Source organism: Streptomyces niphimycinicus, assembly GCF_018883605.1.
Classification (GTDB): domain Bacteria; phylum Actinomycetota; class Actinomycetes; order Streptomycetales; family Streptomycetaceae; genus Streptomyces; species Streptomyces niphimycinicus.
Genome location: NZ_JAHLEM010000261.1, coordinates 1 through 17594 on the forward strand (window position 1 = coordinate 1; position 17594 = coordinate 17594).

Here is a 17594-nt window from a genome sequence, read left to right on the forward strand (position 1 = left end):
CGGCCCTGACGGCTCGCCAGCAGCCGCGCCGCGTCCCGGGTCGGGGCGTCGCCCGCGTCGCCGCCGCCCGCGATCACGATGTCGCAGGCCCCGGCCGCCAGCAGCGCCCGGCCGACCTCCACCGCCTGGAGACCGGCGGCCGGTCCGCTGATCAGGGTGACCATCGGGCCGGTGACACCGGCGGCCCGGCACACCAGGGTCGCGGCGAGCTGCGGCCCGTGGTCCAGCGACATCGACGGGGTGATCCGCGTCGGGTCGGCGGACAGATGCGGGCACAGCGTCTCGGCCATCGCGCTCAAGCCCCCGACGGCCGTGCCCATGACCACCGCCACCCGGCGGCCGGCGAGCGGCCCTTCGGCGGGGAGCGGCACGGGCAGGCCCGCGTCGGCCATCGCCTGCGCCGCCGCGCCGAACCCGAGCTGCGCCGAGCGGCTGAGGTACTGGTAGCCCGCCGCCGCGTCGATATGGTCCAGCACCGAGTAGGGCCGGGTCCGACCGGGTGCGGCGTTGGGACCGTAGGCGGCCTCCAGGGCGTCCGGGCCGTCGCCGAGCCTGCTCACCGCGCCGGTCCCGGTCACCACCACGTCGGCGACGGGCTCGAAGGCGTCGGGGGCGGGCTCCAACGGGTCCGGCGCGGCCTGGGCGCAGTCCTGTGGGCGGAACGCCAGGACGGCGTTGGTGCCGCCGCCGCCCAGCGAGTTGGACACCGCCGCGCGGATCCGCTGCGGGCGGCCGCGCAGCGGGACGTAGTCCAAGGTGAGCGCGGGGTCGATCCGGTCGAGCTTGGCCGTGGGGTGCACCCACTGCTCGGTGAGGCAGTACACGGTCGCGATCGCCTCGATGATCGGGGACGCGGCGGCCAGATGCCCGACGATCGACTTGGTGCTGCTGATCGCGACCTGGCCCGCCCGGTCGCCGAAGACCAGCCTGGCCGAGGCGGTCTCCAGCCGGTCGATCAACGGTGTCCCGGTGCCATGCGCGTTGAAGTAGTCGACCTCCTCCGGCGAGATGCCGGCGTCGGCCAGGGCCAGCCGGACCGCCTCGGCGTTGGACGCGCCGTCCTCCGGCGGGATGATCGCATGCGGGTTGTCGTCGCAGGTGATGGCCCAGCCCGCGAGCCCGGCCAGCGGGGTGCCGCCGCGCGCGGCCGTATCGGCGGCGCGCTCCAGGACCAGCGCCCCGGCCCCGTCCCCGAGGACGCTGCCGTCCCGGTCGGCGTGGAAGGGGCGCAGGTCGTGGCCCACGAACCCGGCGCGCTCGGCCCCCCAGTAGGAGGTGGCCTTGAGGTGGTCGGCGCCGACCACCACGGCCCGGTCCACGGTGCCCTGACGCAGCGCCAGCAGGGCCATCGCGGTCGCGGTGGTGCCGGACGCGCACGCGTTCGTCACCGCGTAGCGGGGGCCCTCGATGCCGAGCCGGTGCGCCAGCACATCGGCGAGCACCCCGATCGGGAACCGCACCATCGCCTCGGCGAGTTCGTCGTCCACCTGCGGGTCGGCCCCGGCCGCCAGTGCCCGGCGGGCGGCCAGGAAGTCCTCCCAGCGGTCCTCCAGCGCCCGGTTGTCACCGCCGGTCGTGCCCACGTACAGGCCGGTGACGCCGGGCGCGGGCCCGCCCGCCTGGGCGAGCGCCTCGCGGGCGGCGTCCACCGCCATGTCCGACAGCCGCCAGGGGCCCGTCCGGCGTGGGTCCTCGATCTGGGCCGAGCGGTTCTTGCCGCGCGCGACCGCGATGCCGCGCAGCTCGTGCAGGCCCGACTCGCCCTTGCGCAGCGCCTCGAACAGCGCGGTGCAGCCGTCGCCGAATACGGTGACGGCGCCCATGCCCGTGATGACCACCGGGAAGCTCACGCCTGTCGCCCCCCGTCAATCCCGGGCGGCGGCGGTCTGCGCCGCGCGCTCGTCCACGTAGGCGGCGAGCGTGTCGAGCGAGTCGACCAGCTCGACGCTGAGGTCCTCGTCCTGGATCTGTATGCCGAACTCGTTCTCCACCCAGATGAGGAACTCCAGCCCCATCACCGAGTCGATGCCGACCGCCTCGCGCAGGCCGGTGTCGGGCACCGCCTCGGGGGCGAGGTCCAGCCGCAGTGATTCCACCAGCACGCGGCGCAGACGGTCCTTGGTGTCGTTCATCAGACCTCCGTACGTTGTCGGGCGGCCCGGGAGGGCCGGATGTTGTGCCAGTCGTGGCTCGAAGGAGTGGCCGCGGTCGCCGGATCGGTCGCTTTCACCGGGTTGGTCGCCGTCACCGGATCGGTCGCCGTCTCACAGGTAGCCCATGGCGCCGAGCGCCTTGGCGGTCAGGTCCTCCTCGCTCAGCCGCGCCGTCTCCTCGGCGCTCCCGGACGCCACCGCGGAGGCGGTCTCCCCGGGGGCGAGGAAGGCGCGTCCACCGTCGGCGCCGTCCCGGCCGTCCCGGCCGTCCCACTGGAGCGGGCGGCCGTGGACGGCGGCCGGGAAGGTCAGACCGGCCTCCGCCAGCAGCGTGGGCATCAGATCGGCGAGTGCGACGGGGGCGGTGCGGCGGCCCGGCGCAAGGCTCGTCCCGCGCAGCGCCCACATCCCCAGATAGCGGTGCATGCCGGTCTGTTCGCTGGGCCGCCACAGCGGGCCGCTGATCGCCGGGCTCGCCAGCACGCCCTCGTCGGCGGGGATGAGCAGCAGATCGGGGGCCGCGTGCGTCATCGGGCCCGGGTAGGCGTCCGCGCGCGGCAGCGCGGCGGCGAAGACCGGCTCGCCGGTGTCGGGGGCGCGCAGCCCCAGCAGCAGCTCGGCGGCCTCGGCCAGGACGGGGCCCGGGTCGGTCACCATGCCGTCGCGCTGGCGGCCCGCGAGGTTGACGTTGACCGCGTAGCAGCCGGGCGTGGGCATATAGGCGCGGGTGCGGGTGAAGTCCACCTCGCGGCCGTCGGCCCGGAACCAGTCGGCGAGGCCGTCACCCGCGGCGGGCGGGGTGGCGGCGGGCCGGGTGGCCAGCAGCCCGGCCTCGGCGAGCACGGCGTTGACGGCGACGTTGTAGCGGCCCGGCCCGAACCCGTGGTCCGACAGCAGCATGACGGGCGTCTCGTCGCCCACCGCGTCGAGGATCTCGCCGAACACCTCGTCGATCGCGATGTAGGTGGCGCGGATCGCGTCGGCCCACTCCTGGCGGTCGGGGAGGGTGTGACGGTCGTGGCAGGCGTCGGCGAAGTGCCAGTAGTGGTGGCAGATGCGGTCGATCTCGGTGATGACCGCCATGAAGACGTCGACCGGGCGCTCACGCAGCACGTACTGGATCGTCCGGCCGCGCGCCCTGACATGCTCGACAGCCGCCTCCGCGTAGGACAGGTCGCCCCGGAACATCGCGGCGATATCGGCCTTGAAGCCCGCGCCCGCCCGGGCCAGCTCCCCCAGCAGGCCCGGCGGTTCGCTGTAGCGCAGGGTCCGCGCCAGCGGCCAGGTGAGCTGGTAGCCGGGGACCTCGCGGGGCGGGTGGGACATCGGCACATTGACCAGCCCGACGCTCCAGCCCTGCCGGGCGAACCACTCCCAGGCGGTGTCGCAGCCGTAGTCGCCGGTGCCGACCAGACGGTCCCCGTAGACCGGGTCCTGGGTGTCGAAGAATTGGTAGATGCCGTGGCCGCCGGGGCGGCGCGCGGTGACGAACGTACTCCAGCCGGGCGCGGTGTGCGCCGGCCAGGTGGTGGTGGTCGGGCCGTGTGCGCTGTCGGCGAGGAGCCTGCCGAGCACCGGCAGCGCGCCCTCGGCGACCAGCGGCTCGATCAGATCGAGGCTGCCCCCGTCGATGCCGAGCACGACGGCCTTGGGTGGTGCGGTATGCGGCATGGTCGGTCCCCCCTGCTCACCGCTTATGGAGCCACGGTATGCAGGCCGACAACTAAAGTCAAACATCCGCATTGACTTTGGTCATCACGCTCGCAATCATCGAGGTCATGAGCGCTACCTCCGCTGTCGTCTTCGACCTGGACGGCGTCCTGCTCGACACCACCGAAAACATGCGCCGCGCCTTCGCCGCCACCTGGCGGGCCGCCGGACGGCCGGGCGATCCGCCGTTCACCACATTCCTGGCCCATATGGGCGCGCCGCTGCCCCGGATCCTCGAAGCCCTCGGCCTGCCCGCCGAGTTGGCGGCGGTCTACGCGGCCGAGAGCACCCGCCATATCGAGCTGGTCACCGCGCACCCGGGCATCCCGGTGGTGCTGGCCTCGCTCGCCTCGGCCGGGGTGCCGACCGCCGTCGCGACCGGCAAGACCTACGAACGCGCCATGCAGGCGCTCACCGCGGCCGGGATCGCCCACGGCCTGGACGTCGTGATCGGCAGCGACCAGGTGACGCGGCCCAAGCCCGATCCGGAGATCGTGCTGACCGCGCTCGCCGCACTGCCCGACGCCCCCGGCGCGGCACGGGCGTTCTTCGTCGGCGACAGCGTGCTGGACATGCGCTCCGGCCGGGCCGCGGGCGCCACCGTGGTCGCGGCGGGCTGGGGACAGACCGCCCCGGAGACGCTGCGCGCCGAAGGCCCCGACCACTACGCGGGGACCGCCCTCGACCTGCTCGCGGTGTTCGGCCTGCCCTCCCCCGTACGGGAGACGTCTACGGGAGCCCACGATGTCTGAGCCGCTGCTGCTCAGCGGCCCGGATCCGGCTCAACTCGGCCGGCGCCGCCCGGAGATCGCGCCGCCGGCCACGATCGAGGGCCGATGCGCCGGGTCGTGGTGAGCCCGCATCCCGATGACGCCGTGTGGTCCTGCGGCGGGATGTTCGGCGCGTGGGCGGCAGGCGCGGACGCTCTCACCGTGGTCACGGTCTTCGACGGCGGCCCCGCGGCCGCCGTCCGCCGGGCCGAGGACGCCGCCGCGCTGGCCGCTTGGCCCCTCCGGGCGGTCGGCCTCGGCTTCCCCGACGCCGTGCACCGCGAGGACCGCTACCCGGGGCCGCTGTCGCGCCGCCGCGCCGTACACCCCGACGACGCGGGGACGGCCGAGGCGGTCGCGGCAACGCTCGGCCCGTATCTGCGCGAGGCCGACCTGCTGCTGCTTCCGCTGGCCGGACGCACCCATGTGGACCATGTCATCGCGCGTGTCGCCGCCGAGCGCGCGGCGGCCGGGACCGGCGTCCAGGTCGCGTACTACGCCGAGTTCCCCTATCGGCCGCCCCCGGCGGGCGGTCCCCGTATGGAGGTCACCGAGCACCGGGCCGACTTCTCCGCCTGGCTGCGCGGTGCCCTCGCCTACCGCTCCCAGGTGACGGAGATGTTCGGCGGGCCGCTGCGGTTCGGCCGGGCGCTGGCCGGGCACGCCCGCACCCCGGCGGTGTGGCGGGAGCACCGCCTGGCCACCTAAAGTGGCGGAGTTAGCCGCTCCCACCGCGTTCGAACGCGAAGTAGGAGAGTCACCGCAGCGCTATCAGCACCGGGTGCGTGACGAGAAGCTCGTGCGTTGAACTTGTTCAGGGCCATTGGTGGCTGGTCACCAGCCGCTGACGCGGTTCCAGACGGCTTGGACGGCGGATGCGTCCGTCGCTGAACGGCCGCTGTCGATGACGTGGTAGCCGCGGTGCTGTGCGGCCGTGGCGCAGGCGTGGTTGGGCAGGACGCGCAGACGGGTGCCCATGGGCAGGTCGGGCAGGGTGGCGCCGTCGCGGGCGGTGATGGTGCCGTGTTCCTGGCTCACGGCGCTCATCACCAGGCCGGGGCTGAGGCGTCCCTCCAGGTCGGTGACCAGGCCGTATCCCTGGTCCTGGGGCTGAGCCGCCGTGCCGCGGCGGTCGCGGGACATCGCCATCCAGCCGCCGTCGGTGACGATCCAGCCGCACTCGGGGCGATGTCCGATGACGGTGACGACGACCGACAGCGCGAGGTCGTCGATCCGGACCTGTACGGGGCCGTCTCGCCGCTCGGCGTCATCGCCACCGAGACCGCATGGCGGGACGGCGACGGCGGGCAGCGCGACCTGCTCACCGTGCTGGACCGTAACCGCCGGCAGTCGGCCCGGGGAGGGTGAAATTCCCTGGCGAGGTGGCCGGAAGAGACGGAGACTCGCCCCATGGTTGACATGGGGTCGTTCCGGGACGCGGTCACCACGTGGGCGGCCGGCGGCCCCGGCGGCCCCACGCGCGAGTTGGCCGCCCGGCTGCCCTGTCCGGGCGGCCGTCCTGCTCGAAGGGCCGAGGGCGGTGCGATGAGCGTCGGGCGCTTCGCCCATCTCCTCGGACCACCCGGCCTGGGGCTCCGCCTCACGGGACTGTGCGACGAGGCGGAGCGCCGCTACTACACCCGCGGCTTGGAGCGGGCCAGTGCGGCACAGCAGGAGTTCTTCGTCTGCGCGGCGGACCTGGAAGACGAGCTCATCCGCGCGCTGGGCGTGACACGGGTGGAGGAGCTCGTCCGGGCGGAGGGCGATCTGCGCGCCCTCCAGACGTTCCTGCGCCAGCCCGCACAGCGGGGCCGCACCTCACAGCAGCAGTTGCGGCGTTTCCTCGGCACGAAGAAGGGGCGCAAGATCCGCTACGGCCACGTCCTGGTCGAGGCCCTCGACCCCGACCGCGTACCCGCCCCGCTCGACGGCCTGCTCACCAGCCTCTGACCACCGGAGGCTCAATGAGTGCTCGTGAGTTCAGCCCATGGCGGTTTGCCCGGATATTCACACGGTGGCCGACGGGACGTCACGACGCGACGTCCACCAGGACCTTGCCGACCGCACCGCTCTCCACCGCTCGGTGCGCGTCGGCGGTGCGGGCGGGCGGAAAGCGGACCAGCGGCAGTCCGTGCTCCTCCCTCTCGGTGTCACCTGCTTGACAGGTAGCCGGTACCGGGACGCATGCAGGCAACAAGAGGATCAGGGGCCGATGCGGCCCTTGCTGCGCATGGCGGCGCGGACGCGTTCCTCGGCGAGGCCGCGGCCCGCGATATGCGGGGTGCTGGCGCGGCGCCGGGCTTCTTCGAGAACGGTGACGGCGTTGGTGCGCAGCCGCTTGGAGATCGTCTCGAAGATGGTGGAGGTCTCGGGCCGGAATCCGGAGTAGCGGGCGTCCATCGCGAAGGCGGCGGCGACAACGCCACCGGCGTTGGCCACGAAGTCGGGCAGGAGGGAGATGCCACGTTCCGCGAGGATGGACTGTGCCCGTGGTGAGGTGGGCAGATTGGCGCCTTCCACCACCAGCTTGGCCTTGATCCGGTGGGCGGTTGTGTCGTCGATGACATCCTGCAGGGCCGCCGGGACCAGGATGTCGCAGTCGACGGCGAGTTCCTGGCCGGGTGGTATGACGACGCCCTGGTGGTGGCGGGTGACGAAGGCGTCACCGTGCTCTTGCCTCGCGGCGTGCAGTGCGGCCACGTCCAGTCCGGCGGGGTCGTGGAGGGCTCCCTGCGCGGTGGATACGGCGACGACGGTGGCGCCGAGTTCGGCGAACCGCCCGGCGGCGGCGTGGCCGACCGCCCCGAATCCCTGGATGGCGACCCTGGCGCCGCCGAGTGGTAGCCGAAGGTGCTGAGCGGCCGCGTCCGCGGCCTCGGCCACTCCATAGCCGGTGACACCGAGCTCGTCGTAGGCCACTCCCCCGAGGTGGCCCGGGGTGCCGACGGCCGCGCCGCGGTCGCCGAGTTCGTCCTGGACGATGGCCGCGTCGTTCTCGGTCAGCCCCATGTCGAGACCCATGACGTATTCGCGGGGCACCTCGTTGGACAGGGCGCGGGCGAAGGCGCGCAGGATCGCTTCCTTGTCGGGTGAGGCCGGGTCCGCCACGATGCCGGCTTTCGCGCCACCGTAGAAGAGGTCGACACTGGCCCACTTCCACGTCATGACACGGGCCAGGCGGGCGACCTCACCGACCGAGACGGCCGGGCTCATACGGGTGCCGCCCTTGCCCATGCCGCGGGCGGTGTTGTCGATGACCAGGACGCCCTTCATGCCGGTGCGTCGGTGGGAGACGACGACGATCTTTTCGGGTCCCCAGTCGTCCACGAGGGACAGTGCGTCAGTCACAGTGCGGGTTCCTTGTCTGCGGAAGGAAAGGGCCGGTTGGTCAGGATCGCGGGGGCAGGGCACGGGCCATGAGTTCGGCGAGGTGGGTGCCCGTGCGGTCGGTCCGCTGGGTGATCTGGGTGCGGCAGCTGAAGCCGTCCGCGAGGACGACGGTGTCCGGCGCGGCGGCTCGAACCGCGGGCAGCAGGACCTGTTCACCGGCCGCGACGGATACGTCGTAGTGGCCACGTTCGAAGCCGAAGTTTCCCGCCAGTCCGCAGCAGCCGGAGTTGAGGATGGCGTTGTCGACCCCCATAACGTCCAGGAGTTCGCTGTCGGCGGTGAAGCCGCTGGTGGCGTGCTGGTGGCAGTGGGTCTGACTGATGGAGCGGGCGTCGATGTGCGGAGGCCGCCAGCCCTCGGTGTGATGGACGAGGAGTTCGGCGAGGGTGCGGGTGGAACGGGCGAGCGCAGATGCGTCGGTGTCACCGTCCAGGAGCTCGGGCAGATCGGTTCTCAACGTCGCGGTGCAGCTCGGTTCCAGACCCACGACCGGCATGCCCGCGCGGATGGCCGGTGCGAGCGCGGTGGCGGTGCGGCGGGCGATTCGGCGGGCGATGCCGAGCTGTCCGGTGGTGATCCAGGTGAGTCCGCAGCACTGGGTGCCGGCCGGGACCTGGACTCGGTATCCGGCATGTTCCAGTACCGCCACGCCGGCTTTGAGGACGTCGGGGGTGAAGTGGTTGTTGAAGGAATCCACCCACAGCATGACGGGGCCGCGGTGTCCGTCGCCCTCGGCCGTACGCGTGCGGAACCAGGCCAGGAAGGTCCGATCGGCGAAGCGGGGCACATCACGCTCTTCGGCTATGCCTCCCAGTCGCTTGATCGTCGGCGCGAGGCGCGACGCCGTGAGGGCGTTGACCAGCCGGGGCATGCGGGCGGCCACGCGCGACAGCAGGGGCAGCCAGCCCATGGAGTAGTGGGAGGCGGGCCTGATCCGTCCCCGGTAATGGTGGTGCAGGAACTCCGACTTGTACGTGGCCACGTCCACGCCGACCGGGCAGTCGGCGCCGCATCCCTTGCACGACAGACACAGATCGAGCGCGTCCCGCACTTCGGTGGACCGCCAGCCGTCGGTGATGACCTCGCCCTGGGTCATTTCGTACAGCAGGCGGGCGCGGCCACGGGTGGAGTCCTTCTCGTCGAGGGTGACACGGTAGCTGGGGCACATGACGTCGCCGCGCGGGGCGGCCGTACGGCACTTGCCGACGCCGACGCACCGGCGGGCTGCCTTGGCGAAGTCGCCGTCGTCGGAGTGGAAGGGGAAGACGGTGGTCAGGGGCAGGGGTGTGCGGTGCGGGCTGACCCGCAGATTGCCGTCGACGGGCAGCGGATCGACGATCATTCCGGGGTTCAGGCCGTTGTCGGGATCCCAGACGCCCTTGAACCGCTTGAACAGGGCGATGACGTCCGGGTCGTACATCAGCGGCAGCAGCTCGGAGCGGGCCTGGCCGTCGCCGTGCTCTCCCGAGAGGGAGCCGCCGTGCGCGGCGATCAGTTCGGCGGCTTCGGTGACGAAGGCGCGGAAGCCGGCGGTGCCGTGTTCGGTGGTGAAGTCGAAGTTGATCCGTATGTGCAGGCAGCCCTCCCCGAAGTGCCCGTAGACCGCTCCCCGCAAGTGGTGTCGTGCGAGCAGTTCGGTGAACTGCTGGAGATAGGAGCCCAGTTGGTCGGGAGGAACGGCCGCGTCCTCCCAGCCGGGCCATGCTTCCGATCCATCGGGCAGGCGGGTGGCCAGACCGGCTCCGTCTTCCCGGATCCGCCACAGTTGCCGGGCGCGCACAGGGTCGGTGACGATCTCGCTGCCGGTGAATCCGGCGGTCTGCCCGGCCGCCGCGACAAGTTCCCCGGCACGACTGGGCAGTTCGTCTTCCCGGCCGCCGAGTTCCGCGAAGAGCCATGCCCGGGCCCCGGGCAGGGTGTCGATCGCCCGGCGGGTCTCGGTGCGGGTGACGATGTCGGTCAGGGCGTGGTCGAGCCCTTCCAGTGCCAGGAGCCGATGCTCCAGGAGGGCGGGTACGGCGTCGGCTGCCGCACATGCGTCGCGGTAGCCGAGCACCACCAGGGCTCGCGCGGGGGGAGGCGATACGAGGCCGACGGTGGCGGAGAGGATGACGGCGAGTGTGCCTTCGCTGCCGACCAGGGCCCGGGCGAGGTTGAAGCGCCGCTCCGGCAGCAGATGTTCGAGCGCGTAGCCGGAGACCTGCCGGGGGAACCGGCCCAGTCGCGTGCGCAGGGTTGCCAGGTTCCGCTCGGCCAGGCGGTACAGGGCCGCGATGAGGTGGCCGCGGTCGTCGCCGACGGCGATGGCCGCGTCGATCTCTCCTTGAGTCATCTCACCGAGCCGCAGCACCGTGCCGCGATAGGTGACCACTTCGAGTTCCAGCACGTTCTCCGCGGTGCGGCCCCAGGCGAGGGAGTGCGAGCCGCACGCGTTGTTGCCGATCATTCCGCCGAGCGTGCAGCGGCTGTGGGTGGAGGGGTCCGCACCGAAGAGCAGGCCGTGTTCGCCGGCGGCCCGTTGCAGGTCGTCCAGGACGATGCCGGGCTGCACCGTTGCCGTGCGTGTGGCGGGGTCCAGCGCGAGGAGGCGGTTGAAGTAGCGGGAGAGGTCCATGACCACGCCGGAGCCGATGGCCTGGCCCGAGGTGCTGGTGCCCGCGCCGCGCGAGGTGATCGGTACGCCCAGGCGGCGGCTTACGGCGATCGTGTTGAGCACGTGCCGTCGCTCGCGGGGGAAGACCACGGCCAGGGGGATCTGCCGGTAGTTGGAGGCGTCGGCCGCGTATTGGGCCCGGCGTCCGGCGTCGCCGTGCACCTCGCCGCAGCCACCTCGGGTGAGCGCCTCGGTCACGGCCGCGGCGTCGGGACGCTCCGGGCCGCCCTGTACTGTCGCCGTCACTGCGGTTGCTCCCTTGTTCATCGGTCGTGTCCGGCCTCGTCACAGCAACGATCTGCGGCCCCGGCCCACCCCACAAGACCCAGCAGCACGAAAGTATTGACCTTTGAGCGACAGCGATGCTTACGCTATGCCCGTCCCGAGTCCGGCGGGAGGAACACATTGCTCAAGCCTCAGCATCTACTCACCCTGAGGGCCGTCGTGCGCACCGGCTCGTTCGTCGTCGCGTCCCGCGAGCTCGGTTACACCGCCTCCGCGATCTCCCAGCAGATCTCCGCCCTGGAAAAGGACACAGGGCTGGTGCTGTTCGAGCGGGAGGCGCACGGCGTCCGGGCGACCGCGGCGGCTCACCGGCTGGTCGACCTCAGCGCCCCGGTGCTGGCGGCCATGGACGACCTCGGCCATCAGGTGCACCAGCTCGCCACCGGTGCCACGGCCGGGCTGAGGCTCGGAAGCTTCCCCACCGCCAGTGTCCGGCTCGTGCCATCGGCACTGTCGGCCCTGACCTCGGCCCACCCGCGGGCGCAGGTGCAGCTCGAGGAGGGTGAGCCGGAGGAGCTCGTCGCCGCGCTGAACGCCGGCGATCTGGACGTGGCGCTGGTGTACGAGTACGGGCTGAACCCCCGGCAGTGGTCGGACGGCCTGGCCCGCCATGAGCTTGTGCGCGAGGACCTCGTTCTGCTCAGGGCCCGCGGAAGCGATCTGAGCTCCCACCTGGCCGGGCTCTCGCAGGCCCGCTGGATCACCAGCAGGGAAGGCACGGCCGGTGCGCTCTCGCTGGCCCGGTTGTGCGCGGTGGCCGGTTTCGAGGCCGCGGTCGCCTTCCGCAGCAACAATTACGACGTCGTACGGGAGCTGGTGTCCGCGGGCCTCGGCGTGGCCATCGTGCCGGGGCTCGGTCACTCGCCCGGTGACTCGGTGGAGGCGACTCGGGTGGCGCAGCGCTCGGCCTTCCGCCGTGTGATGGCCCTGCACCGTGATGAGAACAGCAACCCACTGCTCGGCACGATGATCCGCTCCCTGCGCAGTGCGGTACCGGCCGGAGAGCCGTATGTCCACGAGGCACGGGACGAGCAGGCGGAATAGGCCCCCGGCGGGAACGCGTACGCCCAATGGCCGCCTACCGCCCAGGCGCCCGCACGACGTGCGGCCCGGACTCCTCGGTGTCGGTCAGGTCGTCCAGGGCGTCGAGGTCCACGGACCCTCCGGGCATCACCTGGCGGGTGCGTCGGTAGCCGTAGGCGCCGTAGATGACGAGCCCGACAACGAGCCACGCCCCCAGCCGCACCCAGGTCTCCCATTGCAGGAACGACATCAGCCAGCCGGAGAAGATCACGCCGAGGACGGGCACCACCGGCATGCCAGGACATCTGAACGTGCGCTTGAGGTGCGGCTTCCGGTAGCGGAGGATCAGCACGGAGAGGCAGACCACCATGAAGGCCAGCAGGACTCCGATGTTGGTCAGCTCCGCCACCGCGTTGATGGGCAGCACGCCCGCGAGCACGGCGGAGACGATGCCGATGATCCAGGTGGCGCGGTGCGGAACCCTGCGCTTGGGGTGGATGGCACCGAACCACGCCGGCATGAGTCCGTCCCGGCTGAGCGCGTACCACAGGCGTGAGGCGCCCATCATGAAGGAGAACGTCACGGTGACGATACCGATGACCGCTCCGACCGCGATGACGTTGGCCAGCCCGTTCAGTCCCACGCTGGCGAAGGCGCTGGAGATACCGCTGTTCGGGTTGAGCTCGGTGTAGTGCTGGATGCCGGTGAGCACGATGCACACCAGCACATACAGGGCCATGGAGATGCCCAGCGACAACATCATGGCCTTGGGCAGCTTGTTCCGGGCCTCCACCGACTCCTCGGCGGCGGTGCTCAGCGCGTCGTAGCCGAAGACGGCGAAGAAGACGGTGGCGGCTCCGGTGAAGGCCCCGCCGAGCCCGAAGGGCGCGAACGGCGAGAGGTTGCCGGTGTCGACCTTGGTGAAGCCGACCACGATCACCACGAGAACGATGGCGATCTTGACGATGGTCAGCACGGTCTCGACGCGGGCGGAGGTGCGGGTGCCACGGGTCAGCAGCCAGGCGACGGCCAGGCAGATCGCCACGGCCAGCAGGTCGATCCTGTGGCCGGCGCCGGTGCCTGGAGCGCCCAGCGCCCAGGTGGGCAGGTGGATGCCGACGGCATCCAGGAGGAAGCCCAGGTAGCCGGACATGCCGATCGCGACGACCGCGACGATGGCGGTGTACTCCAGGAGCAGGTCCCACCCCACGATCCAGCCCACGATCTCCCCGAGGACCGCCGCGCAGTAGGTGTAGGAGGAGCCGGCTTTCGGCACCATGCCGGCGAACTCCGCATACGCGAAGGCCGCGCACAGCGACGCGGCTCCGGCGACCAGGAACGAGATCAGTACCGCGGGGCCGGCGACGTCCCTGGCGACGGCCGCTGCCAGGCTGAAGATACCGGCACCGATGATCGCACCGACGCCGATCATCGTCAGCTGTGTCAGCCCGAGGGTGCGCACCATGCGCTCGCCGGCGGGCTGCTCGGAGGGGAGTGTGCGTCTGAAGATCCCCTGGGGTCCTCTTCCCAGAAGTGCGGGAAGCCCTTGTTTTGGGGTGTGATGGGGGGACATCGCTGGCTCCATGGCAGGCGAGGCGGCGGCACGACGGGCCGCCGACGTGGTGGGGGTCACCACTGGCCTGAAACCATCACCCAGGGTGTGCCGCGCTCGAAAGACTCAGCAGCGCGACAACTTGCGCTCCTGAGACCAAGAGAACCTGGGCCCTCTTCCGTCCCTTTCAGCGAGTGAGGGGCTTGCCGTCACTTTGCTGCTTACGCCTGGACGGCCGGCGGCCCACGGAGGTTCGCAGGACATCGACCAGGGCGGCCACCGTCGGCCGGTGCTCGGCGAAGGAACGGAACACCACCACGATGTGGCGCTCCATCGTCTCGTGCAGCTCCAGGACATCGAGGCGGGACGGGCGCAGCCGGAGCATCAGGTCCGTCACCACACTGACCCCGACACCGGCCTCGACCAGGGCCAGGGTGGCGGCCGTGTCCGTCACCTCGTGCAGAACCTGGGGTTCGAAACCGGCTCGACGGCAGGCGGTGAGCACGGCGCGGCCGTAGTAGCTGCCGGCCGGCGGCAGGATCCATCCCTGTTCCCTGGTGTCGGCGAGCGAGACCTTCTGCCGACCGGACCGACCGGACCGACTGCCGGACGGACCGGCCTGGCCGGACCCACCGGACCGGCCGGGCCCAGCCGACATGGTTCCGGTGGGAACCGCGAGCGAGAAGCGCTCCCTGGACAGCTCCATCACCCGCAACGACGGGTCCCGCGGGATGGGCACGTCCGGGTAGTCCAGGCCCAGCGCCAGGTCCACGCTTCCACCGGCCACCGCGTCGTACACCTCGTCCACGTCCATGTCCCGGCTGCGCACGGTCACGCCCGGATGCGTCTCGCGCACCCGGTGCAGCGCCGATGGCAGGATCTCGGCGGCGGCCGTGGCGAAGAGCCCGACCCGCAGCGTTCCGGAGATCTCGTTCCGGGTGCGCTCCAGCGCTTCGACGGCCTCGGCCTCCGTGGTGAGGATGCGCTCGGCGTGCAGGGCCAGTGTGGCCCCGGCGTCGGTGAGTTCCACGCGGCGTCCCACCCGCCGCAGCAGTTGCATGCCGGTGGCCTTCTCCAGCGCGACGATCTGCTGCGAGACCCCGCCGGGGGTGTATCCCAGGGCTTCCGCGACCGCGGTGATGGTGCCGCGTCTGGTCAGCTCCACCAGCGAACGTAGCTGGGCACTCGTCCAGTCCATATAGGGATCCTAAAAGATCAGAAGCATTGACCGTTGATAGACGTCAACGTTTGGTGTGCTGCACGATGACGCACAGATTGCTGATCGGCATCGCTCTGTCCTGACAGCCCCGCCGCCCCCGGACATGGACCCGGCTCCGTCCGACGGGGTGGCCTCTGGAAGGGAGTGGTCTTTTGCCCTCCTCCGCCCTCCGTACCGTTCCGACCTCCGCCGATGTTGTGATCATCGGTGGCGGCGTGATGGGTGCGAGCATCGCGTTTCACCTCGCCGAGGCCGGGGTGACGAATATCGTCGTCGTCGAGCGCGACGACCTCGGCCGCGGCAGTTCCGGCAAGCCGATCGGCGGCGTACGTGCCCAGTTCTCCGATCCGCTCAACATCGAGCTGGGCAGCCGCAGCCTGCGTGCCTACCAGGAGTTCCCCCATCGGCCCGGCGCCGACATCCGGCTCGACACCGTCGGCTACCTCTTCCTGCTCGACAGCGAACAGCAGGCGAGTGACTTCGAGACCGGCGTCGAGCTCCAGAACAGCCTGGACGTGCCGAGCCGCATGATCAGCCCGGACGAGGCCCAGCGCCTGTGTCCCTATCTCAGCACCGACGGTCTCGTGGCCGCCGCGTACTCCCCGGCCGACGGGCACGCCCGCCCCGGGCTGGTCGTCGAGGGGTATGCGCGGGCCGCGGCCCGGGCCGGTGTCACCATCGCCACTCACACCGCGGTCTCCGGTATCGACACGGCCGGGGACCGTGTCGTCGGTGTGCACACCAGCCACGGCCGTATCGCGTGCTCCACCGTCGTCTGCGCGGCGGGGGCCTGGTCGGCGCGGATCGGCGACATGGCCGGGATCAACCTCCCGGTCCGGCCCGTGAAACGGCAGCTTGCGTTCACCGCGCCGCTCGCGCCGCCCGCCCCGCGCATCCCGTTCACCATCGACTTCTCCTCGACCGCCTACTTCCACAACAGCGACGACGGTCTGCTGCTCGGGCTGGCCGAGCCCGACCAGGAGGACGGCTTCGACACCACTTGGACCCCGGAGTGGATGGAGCAGTTCCGCACCGTCGCCCGCCACCGCGCCCCCGCCCTGGCCGACATGGAGACCGTCGGCGGATGGGCCGGCCTGTACGAGGTCACCCCGGACCACAACGCGCTGATCGGCCGCTCCGGCACACTGCCCAACTTCCTCTACGCCGCAGGGTTTTCCGGCCATGGATTCCTTCAGGCGCCCGCGGTCGGCGAAGTCGTCCGCGATCTGTACCTGGAGCGTGAGCCGTTCACCGACATCTCCCCGCTCAGCGCCGACCGGTTCCGCCTCGGCGCCGAGATCCGCCCCGAAGCACATGTGGTGTGAACCGTGAACCCCGATCGAAGGGCCGAACCATGTCAACGATCAGTCAGTGGCAGCTCAGGGCCGCGTTCGCGGCGCGGCTGTCGGAGATGTACGGGCAGGAGGTTCCCGCCTACACCACGCTCGTGGATGTCTCGCGCGAGGTCAACGAGGACGTCCTGCGCGCGCGGGGAGCCGACGCCGAGCGCCTCGGGTCCATCGGCCGGGTGACCGCCGAGAGGCACGGAGCCATCCGTGTCGGCACCCCGCGAGAACTGCGGCAAGTGGCGCGTATCTTCGGCGCACTCGGTATGCACCCGGTGGGCTTCTACGATCTGCGGGAGGCCGCGGCCAGCGCCGTCCCCGTCGTCTCCACCGCCTTCCGGCCGGTCGACGGCGAGGAACTGGCGCGCAATCCCTTCCGGGTCTTCACCTCCATGCTCACCCCGGCCGACCCCCGTTTCTTCGACGCCGAGCTGCGCTCGCGCCTGGAAGCCTTCCTCGCGGACCGCGAACTGTTTCCCCCCGAGCTGCTCGCGCTCGCCGACCGTGCCACCGCCGAAGGGGAACTCCCCCAGCAGGAGGCCGAGCGGTTCCTGCACCTCGCCGTGCGGGCATTCGAACTGTCCGCCGAGCCCGTCGACAGGACCTGGTACGAGACCCTGGAGCGGATCTCCGCCGTCGCCGCGGACATCGGCGGCGTGCGCAGCACCCATATCAACCACCTCACCCCGCGCGTCCTCGACATCGACGAGCTGTACCGGCGCATGACCGATCGCGGCATCGAGATGATCGACACCATCCAGGGCCCACCGGCCTGGACGGGCCCCGACGTCCTGCTGCGCCAGACCTCCTTCCGGGCCCTGGCAGAACCCCGCGCGATGCGCACCCCGGACGGCAGTGTCATCAGCGGCGCCCTCAGAGTCCGCTTCGGTGAAGTCGAGGCCCGCGGCATCGCCCTCACCCGCGAGGGCCGCGCCCTCTACGACGAACTCCTCGGCCACATCGATGAGCAGGCGTCCCGGAACCCCTCGGAACCCCGCGGTGAGATCGCGCGCGCCGTGTGGGAGCGGCACCTGCCCGGCAGCGAACAGGAACTCGCCGCCAGGGGGCTGGCCTACTTCACCTACCAGCCCAGCCCCGACCGGCCACGCGACGGCAGCCGGCCTCCGGTCGGCATCGGCGAACTGCTGCGGCAGGGCTGGGTGCGCGCCGAGCCCATCGTCTACGAGGACTTCCTGCCCCGCTCCGCCGCCGGGATCTTCCAGTCCAACCTCAGCGGCGAGGGCACCCGCCACAGCGACCAGCAGGGCACGGCGTACGACGCCGACTGGCTCTCCGGCGCCATCGGCCGCGATGTCCTGGACCCCTTCGCCCTCTACGAGCAGCAGCAGAACGACTCCCTCGCACACCTCGCCCGTGAGCTGGGGCTCACCGGCACCCCCAGCTGACCCCTCACACCCCGAAGGACCGTCATGACCAGCACCGCACTGCCCACCACGGACGACCTGCGCGCCCGCGCCCGCGCCGCCCTGGAG

General features: G+C 71.5%; 13 protein-coding genes and 2 pseudogenes. 7 read left to right on the top strand and 8 right to left on the bottom strand.

The window, feature by feature from the left end:
* The 3 genes from KN815_RS23195 to KN815_RS23205 form a co-directional block, all read right to left on the bottom strand.
* The coding region (locus KN815_RS23195; protein ID WP_216343868.1) for a beta-ketoacyl-[acyl-carrier-protein] synthase family protein at window positions 1–1850 on the bottom strand (1850 nt) is incomplete at its 3' end.
* Between the two features lie 15 nt (window positions 1851–1865).
* Complete coding sequence (locus KN815_RS23200) at window positions 1866–2132, bottom strand: acyl carrier protein (protein WP_093466233.1); 267 nt, start codon at window positions 2130–2132, stop codon at window positions 1866–1868.
* A 132-nt stretch (window positions 2133–2264) separates the two neighbouring features.
* Window positions 2265–3824: an alkaline phosphatase family protein gene (locus KN815_RS23205; RefSeq protein ID WP_216343869.1), complete on the bottom strand. Its 1560-nt coding sequence runs from the start codon at window positions 3822–3824 to the stop codon at window positions 2265–2267.
* A 107-nt stretch (window positions 3825–3931) separates the two neighbouring features.
* Between KN815_RS23205 and KN815_RS23210 the strand changes: the two genes are divergently transcribed.
* Together KN815_RS23210 and KN815_RS23215 are read left to right on the top strand one after the other, a co-directional pair.
* Window positions 3932–4615, top strand: a complete 684-nt coding sequence (locus KN815_RS23210; protein WP_216343870.1) for an HAD family hydrolase — start codon at window positions 3932–3934, stop codon at window positions 4613–4615.
* A gap of 84 nt (window positions 4616–4699) precedes the next feature.
* Window positions 4700–5341: a PIG-L family deacetylase gene (locus tag KN815_RS23215; protein WP_216343871.1), complete on the top strand. Its 642-nt coding sequence runs from the start codon at window positions 4700–4702 to the stop codon at window positions 5339–5341.
* Between the two features lie 126 nt (window positions 5342–5467).
* Here KN815_RS23215 and KN815_RS23220 read toward each other — a convergent pair.
* Window positions 5468–5866: pseudogene (locus KN815_RS23220) on the bottom strand (DSD1 family PLP-dependent enzyme); the annotation flags it as partial.
* Here KN815_RS23220 and KN815_RS23225 point away from each other — a divergent pair.
* Window positions 5822–6001 (top strand): hypothetical protein, encoded by a 180-nt coding sequence (locus KN815_RS23225; protein WP_216343880.1) that lies wholly within the window; start codon window positions 5822–5824, stop codon window positions 5999–6001. The pseudogene KN815_RS23220 and the gene KN815_RS23225 sit on opposite strands and share 45 nt — an antisense overlap.
* Window positions 6002–6043: 42 nt before the next feature.
* Window positions 6044–6583 (top strand): annotated as a pseudogene (locus KN815_RS23230) (ATP-dependent endonuclease).
* Window positions 6584–6835: 252 nt separating this feature from the next.
* Here the strand turns inward: KN815_RS23230 and KN815_RS23235 are convergent.
* Together KN815_RS23235 and KN815_RS23240 are read right to left on the bottom strand one after the other, a co-directional pair.
* Window positions 6836–7981, bottom strand: coding sequence for a Glu/Leu/Phe/Val family dehydrogenase (locus KN815_RS23235; protein ID WP_216343873.1), 1146 nt, complete (start codon window positions 7979–7981; stop codon window positions 6836–6838).
* Window positions 7982–8021: 40 nt separating this feature from the next.
* A complete protein-coding gene (locus tag KN815_RS23240; protein ID WP_253209179.1) occupies window positions 8022–10922 on the bottom strand; it encodes an FAD-binding and (Fe-S)-binding domain-containing protein in 2901 nt (966 codons plus the stop codon).
* A 159-nt stretch (window positions 10923–11081) separates the two neighbouring features.
* Between KN815_RS23240 and KN815_RS23245 the strand changes: the two genes are divergently transcribed.
* Window positions 11082–12005 (top strand): LysR family transcriptional regulator, encoded by a 924-nt coding sequence (locus tag KN815_RS23245; protein ID WP_216343875.1) that lies wholly within the window; start codon window positions 11082–11084, stop codon window positions 12003–12005.
* A gap of 34 nt (window positions 12006–12039) precedes the next feature.
* Here KN815_RS23245 and KN815_RS23250 read toward each other — a convergent pair whose 3' ends face one another.
* On the bottom strand, window positions 12040–13449 hold the full coding sequence (locus KN815_RS23250) for an amino acid permease (protein ID WP_216343876.1): 1410 nt from the start codon (window positions 13447–13449) through the stop codon (window positions 12040–12042).
* A gap of 274 nt (window positions 13450–13723) precedes the next feature.
* Window positions 13724–14734 carry a LysR family transcriptional regulator gene (locus KN815_RS23255; RefSeq protein ID WP_216343877.1) on the bottom strand — a complete coding sequence of 337 codons (1011 nt, stop codon included), beginning with the start codon at window positions 14732–14734 and terminating at the stop codon, window positions 13724–13726.
* Window positions 14735–14907: 173 nt separating this feature from the next.
* On the opposite strand from KN815_RS23255, the gene KN815_RS23260 reads away from it, so the two are divergent.
* The gene (locus KN815_RS23260; protein ID WP_216343878.1) at window positions 14908–16080 is read left to right on the top strand and encodes an NAD(P)/FAD-dependent oxidoreductase; all 1173 of its coding nucleotides are present in this window, start codon (window positions 14908–14910) and stop codon (window positions 16078–16080) included.
* 29 nt (window positions 16081–16109) lie between these two features.
* Complete coding sequence (gene hglS, locus KN815_RS23265) at window positions 16110–17507, top strand: 2-oxoadipate dioxygenase/decarboxylase (protein ID WP_216343879.1); 1398 nt, start codon at window positions 16110–16112, stop codon at window positions 17505–17507.
* Window positions 17508–17594: the final 87 nt, after the last annotated feature.

Bases quoted from the DNA above. Each gene is read 5' to 3' on its own strand.
- KN815_RS23200 (WP_093466233.1), bottom strand. From the start codon at position 2,132: ATGAACGACACCAAGGACCGTCTGCGCCGCGTGCTGGTGGAATCACTG.
- KN815_RS23205 (WP_216343869.1), bottom strand. From the start codon at position 3,824: ATGCCGCATACCGCACCACCCAAGGCCGTCGTGCTCGGCATCGACGGG.
- KN815_RS23210 (WP_216343870.1), top strand. From the start codon at position 3,932: ATGAGCGCTACCTCCGCTGTCGTCTTCGACCTGGACGGCGTCCTGCTC.
- KN815_RS23215 (WP_216343871.1), top strand. From the start codon at position 4,700: ATGCGCCGGGTCGTGGTGAGCCCGCATCCCGATGACGCCGTGTGGTCC.
- KN815_RS23225 (WP_216343880.1), top strand. From the start codon at position 5,822: ATGTCCGATGACGGTGACGACGACCGACAGCGCGAGGTCGTCGATCCG.
- KN815_RS23250 (WP_216343876.1), bottom strand. From the start codon at position 13,449: ATGGTGCGCACCCTCGGGCTGACACAGCTGACGATGATCGGCGTCGGT.
- KN815_RS23255 (WP_216343877.1), bottom strand. From the start codon at position 14,734: ATGGACTGGACGAGTGCCCAGCTACGTTCGCTGGTGGAGCTGACCAGA.
- hglS (WP_216343879.1), top strand. From the start codon at position 16,110: ATGTCAACGATCAGTCAGTGGCAGCTCAGGGCCGCGTTCGCGGCGCGG.